The following is a 7,112-nucleotide window of genomic DNA, read 5'->3' on the forward strand; positions in this document are numbered from 1 at the left end:
ACACTACCGCACAGATGGAAACCCCGTTGAGACCCACCGAAGAAGCAGAGACCAAGCGCCGGCATGTCGTCAGCACCAGGGTCATCATCCTGGGGCTTCTGCTCATCCCGCTCAACTGCTACTGGATGGCCGTCATGGAGGTCCAGTGGAACTCGCTCGACACGACCTGTGTCAGCCTCTTCTTCCACGTGGTATTCCTCCTGCTCCTTCTGACCGCCCTGAACGCGCTCTTCAAGCTCCGCTTCCCACGGGCCGCGCTCACCCAGGCGGAGTTGATGACGATTTACGTCATGCTCAGCATCGCGTCGGCGATCATGGGCCGCGACTCTCTGGAGAACCTCCCCCCGGTCCTCGGGTATCTCTTCTGGTTCAACGATCCGTCGAACGGGTTCAGCCGGTTCTGGCAGTACGTCCCGAAGTGGATGGCCCCCAACAACCGCGACGCCCTGAAGGGCTACTACGTCGGCAACACGAACTTCCTCTCCCCTGAGAACTACCAGGCTTGGATCCTCCCGCTGCTCTTCTGGATCTGCTTCGTGCTCGTGCTGACGTTCATGATGCTCTGCCTCAACGTGATCGTCCGCAAGCAGTGGACCGAGCGCGAGCGGCTCACCTACCCGATCGTCCAGATCCCGATGACCGTGACCGGCAGCGATCCCGGGTTCTTCCGGAACAAGCTCATGTGGATCGGGTTCGCGCTCCCGATGATCATCCAGAGCGTCAACAGCCTGGCCTACTTCTACCCTTCTATCCCCACCATGCACCTCAAGCTGCAGAACATGGGCATCTACATCACCGACCGGCCATGGAACGGAGTCGGATGGCTGCCAGTGGGGTTCTTCCCGTTCGCAATCGGGATCGCATTCTTCCTGCCGCTCGACCTCTCGTTCTCGTGCTGGTTCTTCTACGTGCTGCGCAAGCTGATTGACGTGGGATGCGTCTCCCTGGGCTTCCGGGATCCCGGAGTGCCGCCGTCGATCGCCCGCATTCCATACGTGGCAGAGCAGGGTACGGGCGCGTGGATCGGCCTCTCGATCGCGCTGATTTGGCTCTCCCGAAAGCACTTCGCCTCCGTATTGCGGACGGCGTTCACCCGCGCCGGAGGTGAGGAGGACCCCGATGCCGGGATGACATACCGCTCGGCGATTATCGGCGTCGGCCTGGGGCTTCTGGTCCTGGTGGCGATGTGCGGCGCCGCCGGGATGGCCCTCTGGCTGCCGTTCGTCTACTTCGGGTTCTACTTCATACTCTCCGTGGGCATCACGCGCGTCCGGGCGGAACTCGGGCCGCCCGCCCACGAGCTGAACTGGGTCAACCCGGAGAGGTTCATGGTGCAGATATTCGGCACTCAGGCCCTCGGCGCTCAGAACCTGACTCTGCTCTCGTATATGTTCTGGTTCAACCGGGGCTACCGCTCGCACCCGATGCCGCATCAGCTCGAGGCGATGAAGATCGGCCAGGACACGCGGATGGAGCCGAGGCGCCTGCTCGCCGCGATCCTGCTCGCGACCGTCGTCGGCACGGTGGCGTCGCTCTGGGCGCTGATGACGATTTTCTACAAGAACGGCGAGGCGACGGGGCACATCATGTCGTACTCGACGGGTATCGGGCGCGAGGCGTTCAACCGCCTGCAGGGCTGGGTGGACAATCCCCAACGGACCGACTGGATCGCGCTCGGGTTCAGCGGGCTCGGCGCGTCGGTGACGCTCCTCCTCGCGCTGGCGAAATCGAGGTTCGTCTGGTGGTCGTTCCACCCGATCGGCTACGCGCTGGCGAACTCCTACGCGCTCGAGTACTTCTGGACGGCGATCTTCTGCGGGTGGTTCATCAAGTTCTGGATCGTGCGCTACGGCGGGGTGAAGGGCTACCGGATGGCGCTCCCGTTCTTCATGGGGCTGATCCTGGGGGACTACGTCGTGGCCTCGATCTGGTCGCTCATTGGCTGGGCACTGGGGATAAGCACCTACCGTACGTTCATCTTCTGAGCATAGGTCCCACGAGTCATATCTGTCCTATACGACCCACGGGACCGATATGACTTAAGCGTTGACCGCCTGCCCCCTCATCGCGCGGATGCGCTTCGTGAGCATTGGCACGATCTCGAGGCAGTCGCCCACGAATCCGAAGCTCGCCACCTGGAAGATCGGCGCGTTCGGGTCCTTGTTGATCGCAATGATCGTGTCCGACGACGACATCCCCGCCAGATGCTGGACCGCCCCGCTGATTCCGCAGGCGATATAGAGCTTCGGGCATACCGTCTTGCCGGTCTGGCCGACCTGGTGGCAGTACGGAATCCATCCCGCGTCCACCGCCGCGCGGCTCGCGCCGACCGCCGCCCCGAGTTCGTTCGCCAGTTCGTTGAGCAGCGCGAAGTTCGACGGGTCCTGGATCCCCCGGCCGCCCGAGACGATGATGTCCGCCTCGACGATGTTCACCGCGCACTCGATCTCCTCGATGAAGTCGAGTATCTCGCTTCTCGAACTGAAGAGCTGAGGCTTGGCATTCAGCTTGACGACCTCGGCGCGCGCTCCGTTCTCGCGCTTGGGGCTCGTCGGGAAGACCTTGTGCCGGACGGTCGCCATCTGCGGGCGAGTATACGGGCACAGGATCGTCGCCATGACGTTCCCGCCGAAAGCAGGGCGCGTCTGGTAGAGCAGCCCGTCATCCTTGCCGATCGCCAGACCGGTGCAGTCGGCGGTCAGGCCGGTGTAGAGCCGGATCGCCACCTGCGACATGAACGAGCGGCCCTGAGTCGTCGCGCCGGCGAGCATGATCTCCGGCTTCATCTGGCGCACGAGGTCCGAGAGCACGCGGGAGTACCGCTCGCCGTCGTAGTCGGCAAGCTCGGGGGCTTCGTAGAGGAAGACCTTGTCTACCGGGTACTCGGCGAGTTCTGCCGCGGCCTTCTCGAGATTGTTCCCCAGCACCACGACGCAGAGGTCGGAGCCGCGATCGTCCGCGAGCTGGCGGCCCGCGCCGATCAACTCATGAACTACCGGCGCGATGTGGCCCTTGAACTGCTCGCCGTAGACCCAGACGTCCTTGTACTGGCTGAGGTCTTCCTTCGGCTGCTTGTCTATCTCAATGGCGATCGCCTTGAACCGGCATGCCGTGACGCACGAACTGCAGTAGTTGCACAGCTCGATGTCAATGATCGCCATCTTGTTGCTTACTTCGATCGCCGCCACCGGGCACGATTTCACGCACAGGCCGCAGCCGTTGCACTTATCTTCAATGACTCGGATTGACATCTAGACTATCTCCAACTCCTTCAACAGCCCCGCGAGCTTCTCGGCCAACTCGGCCGGCTCGCCTTCCCACTTCTCTCCGCCCTCGCGGTGCGGCGGGCTGAACACCTTCACGACCTGAGTCGGCGATCCCTGCAGCCCGAGCTTCTCCGCCGGGGCCTCGATGTCGGCCGCCGTCCACACGGGAATCTCCGCCTTCTTCGCGTTCATCTTGCCCCGCAGGGAGGGTGTTCTCGGCTCGTTGATCTCCTTGACGACGGTCAGCACGACGGGCATCTTGACGGAGCAGACCTCGTAGCCCTGCTCGACGAGCCGCTTGACCGTGATCTTTTTCGCGTCGAGTTCCTCGATCTTCGAGACGTACGTCGCCTGCGCGTAGTCCATGTGGACCGCGATCCCCGGGCCGACCTGGCCAGTGTCGCCGTCAATCGCCTGCATCCCGCAGAGGACGAGGTTCGGCTCGAGCTTGTTAAGCGCCATGGCCAGAGCGTATGACGTCGCCCAGGTGTCCGCGCCGGCGAATGCCCGGTCGGAGAGCAGGATCGCTTCATCCGCGCCGAGGCCGATCGCCTCGCGGAGCGCGGCCTCGGCCTGGGGTGGGCCCATGCTGATGACGGTCACCGTGGCCTCATCGCCCTTCTCCTGGAAGCGTTCCTTGACGCGGACGGCCTCCTCGAGGGCATAGAGGTCGAAGGGATTGACCTGCGATTCTACTCCCTCGCGGACGAGGGTATTGGTCTCCGGGTCGATCTTTACTTCAGTCGTCGCCGGGACCTGTTTGATGCACACGCAAATCTTGAACATGACTAACCTATGGAATGTTGGAGTGCCGGAGCAGTGGGGCATCGGACCCTGTCTCTCCGAGGGGCTATTCTACAGGATGGAGAGCGCCTTGGTCAAATGACTGAGCTACCCCACCTTCCCCGGCCAGAAGTCGTAGGTAGGGATGCCGAGGATGATTCCGATGATCGTCCAGAGCGAGCCGATCGCGATCTCGCCGAGGATGAGGCCGAAGACGAAGGGGAGCGCCTGGCGGTAGCTTCGCAGCCCGCCGAACCGCAGGACGAGGAACTTCGCGGTGCTCCCGATGAAGATCGGCAGCCAGATCTGCGCTATCCCCCAGCAAGGTGCCAGCGCGTATGCCAGCGGGTGGAACGGGAACGCGATGAACCGCAGGCGCATCCATCCCAACGCCATCGAGACGGCGAATCCCACTCCGACGAACGCCACCCCCAGCAGGTTCGCAGGCTGAGGTTGCTTCAGCCACCCCGCAAGCTGGTTCCAAGTCTGGTTTCCGTGAAGCAGTCCGTACAACTCGACGTTCGCGGTGGCCGCCCCGTTGTGGTAGTACATCTGCAGAAGCTGCCAGAAGCCGAGCGGCATCGCGAGGACCCCGGCGATCATCAGTGCGACGAACATCCGCCGCGCGCCCATCCCCGCGCGTTCCGAGAGCTTGAGCGCCTCCGCCTGATGCGGCGCGAGGTGGCTCCCGTAGCTCTTGTTGAACCAGGTGAACATCGCGAACCCCACCAGGTCCTGCGCTTCGAGGTTCTGCGAACCGGGCGCCGTCGTCATCAGGTACTGCGCACCCATCGGGTACATGTCCGCCATCGGAAACCCGAGTTCCGCTCGGATGCGGCTCACGACGATCGCCAGGATGAAGTACAGCATGAAGAAGAGCGCCACGACCCACCCGGACATCCCCATCCTGAGCGCGAAGGCGCAGAGGAAGAGCACCCCGCCGACCGCCCCGATGATCGCGGTCCGGTAGCCGATCGCCTCCCGCGATTCGTCCTCCTCCTTCGTGCCCAGGAACGCCGTCCGGAAGACGCGCTTCAGGTAGTGCCTGCCCGCCCACATGCTCATCACGAAGAACCCGGCGTACGCGCCGTAGGCCTGCGAGTAGAGGAATGGATATGCCTTGTCGAACTCTCCGCCGACCACCTGAAGCTCGTGCAGGCCCATGGCGTTGCTCGCGACCAGTTGGAACTTGGCGATCCAGTAGAAGAACCAGCACGAGAACGACAGCTCGAGCGGCATCAGGAACGCGATCCCGATCGCCCAGAAGTAGAAGCCGACGATGATCGAGCCCATCGCGTTCCACGGCGGCGTGACGATATACTGCCCGACGTTCCGCCGGATGATGCGGATCGCCGGGATCGAGGGGTAGAGGTAGTTCAGCGCGGCGGCCATCGTGAGCGTCCCGGCAATGCCGAACCCGAGCCAGAAGAGCCGGTTCCTGAACAGCGATCCGGACTCCTCGGTCATCTCCAGCGGCAGCATGATGATCGGGTACGTCAGCCGCTCCGACTCCACCCACTGCTTGCGGAGGATGCTGTTGATGCAGAGCATCGTGAAGAGCAGCACCGCCGTGAACGCCGACCACAGGATGACCGGGCCGATCCACGGCATGAAATTGGCCGGGTCGTAGAGCGTCGAGTTGCCGTAGTAGAAGTTCTTCAGGCTCTCCGGGTCTCTCACCAGCAGCCAGTGCGGCAGTCGCTCGATGAACAGCTTGTCCCACCCGTTCTCCGGCGTCTGGAAGAAGTACGCGTACCCCATCGCCGATACCAGCGGCATCAGCATCAGGTGCGAGCAGACCCCGCTCGTGATCGAGAGCATCGCGTAGATCGTTATCAGCTCGACCCGGCTCAGGGCGAGTCCGGGCCGGTACCGGCGCAGAGCGAAGTTGGCGGCGGTGAGCAGCAGCAGCGTGAAGATGCAGTTGTAGAACGGCGAGCCGTAGGTCGGGTACGATATCCGCACGACTTCGAGCTGCACGAGCCAGTAGTCGTTCACAGCGGCGAGTATCAGCGCGAGGACGACCGCGCGGAGTGTCAATCCGCGCGCGGGTGCGGGAGTTTCGTCATGCTTGGCGGACGAGTTCATGGTCAGGGAGTATCATACGGGAGAACGATGAGGTTGTAAAGCGACGGGCGCGGTCACTCCTTGATCCCGTAGCTCGCGGCGAGCCTCGCAGGCTCCGTCCGGCTGTGGAAGACGAAGACTCCCTCGCCCTCGTGCGCCTTCAGGAACGCCGACAGGTCTGAGATAAGCTTCTTCGTCTCCTCGGCCGGCGAGCCGGATGCCCGACTGTGCTGGATTTCGAGGTCCCTGAGCGCGTATTCGAAGACCAACAGGAGGCGGTTCAGGTTGAACGATATGCCGGCGTCCCTATTCCTGCCGATCTCTGCCTTGATCGTTTCGATGTGCTTCTGCAGCCTGGTCTGCCGCTCGGCGATCTCGTCCGCGGACTTGAGCGACGTTCCGGGGATGCTCCCGTACCGGCGGACGATGCTCCCAAGGTCGAGCAGGGCGGGCGCGATGGCCGAAGCCGACGCGCCGTACCGCGCCTCGCAGAACTCGCCGATGAGTGGGGCGGCGTCCTGCTCCGGGTCTTCCGCAAGGCGGCTCAGGCAGTAATGGTTGAGTTCATAGGTGAACCAGTCGCCCGGCTCGGCGTAGGTAGAGATGCCGTTCAGCCACACGTCGCAGTAGAACTCGAGGTCTCTCTGCATATATGGAGGAAAGACGACCGGGAGCGACTTCCACGCGTACTTGCGGTAGTACGAGTAGATGCTGATGTCGCCCCCGAAAGTGTTGCGCCAGGCCCTGATATTCGACACGTAGCCGGCGTTCACGTCCGAGCGGTCATCGTAGATCTGGTACTCGAAACACTGGCTGATCGGGCAGATGTCAATCAGCGTGTCTTCGTCCATCGGGAACGACTCGGGCGGCGCGATGGTCTTGTGATAGGCGATCGTTTCGAGCCGGAGGTCCGGCCGGACCTTCGCCACCTCTGCCTTCACGCGAGAGATAAGCCCTGACTGTCTGTCCGGTGGGTCTCCGAGGGCCCTGCACTTC

Annotated in this window: 5 protein-coding genes; 1 reads left to right on the forward strand and 4 read right to left on the reverse strand. The window is 63.1% G+C overall.

The annotated features are described in order from the left end of the window. The first annotated feature begins 26 nt into the window (after nucleotides 1–26). Nucleotides 27–1,985 (forward strand): hypothetical protein, encoded by a 1,959-nt coding sequence (locus tag KBC96_08345; protein MBP6964400.1) that lies wholly within the window; start codon nucleotides 27–29, stop codon nucleotides 1,983–1,985. A 54-nt stretch (nucleotides 1,986–2,039) separates the two neighbouring features. Here KBC96_08345 and KBC96_08350 read toward each other — a convergent pair whose 3' ends face one another. From KBC96_08350 to KBC96_08365, 4 genes are all read right to left on the reverse strand, one after another. Beyond that, nucleotides 2,040–3,251, reverse strand: a complete 1,212-nt coding sequence (locus KBC96_08350; GenBank protein ID MBP6964401.1) for an electron transfer flavoprotein subunit alpha — start codon at nucleotides 3,249–3,251, stop codon at nucleotides 2,040–2,042. Further along, nucleotides 3,252–4,052 carry an electron transfer flavoprotein subunit beta/FixA family protein gene (locus KBC96_08355; GenBank protein ID MBP6964402.1) on the reverse strand — a complete coding sequence of 267 codons (801 nt, stop codon included), beginning with the start codon at nucleotides 4,050–4,052 and terminating at the stop codon, nucleotides 3,252–3,254. 105 nt (nucleotides 4,053–4,157) lie between these two features. Next, nucleotides 4,158–6,137 (reverse strand): hypothetical protein, encoded by a 1,980-nt coding sequence (locus KBC96_08360; protein MBP6964403.1) that lies wholly within the window; start codon nucleotides 6,135–6,137, stop codon nucleotides 4,158–4,160. 53 nt (nucleotides 6,138–6,190) lie between these two features. Then, the coding region (locus KBC96_08365) for a DUF4838 domain-containing protein (GenBank protein MBP6964404.1) at nucleotides 6,191–7,112 on the reverse strand (922 nt) is incomplete at its 5' end.

This window comes from Armatimonadota bacterium (genome assembly GCA_017993055.1).
Taxonomy (GTDB): Bacteria; Armatimonadota; UBA5829; order DTJY01; family DTJY01; genus JAGONM01.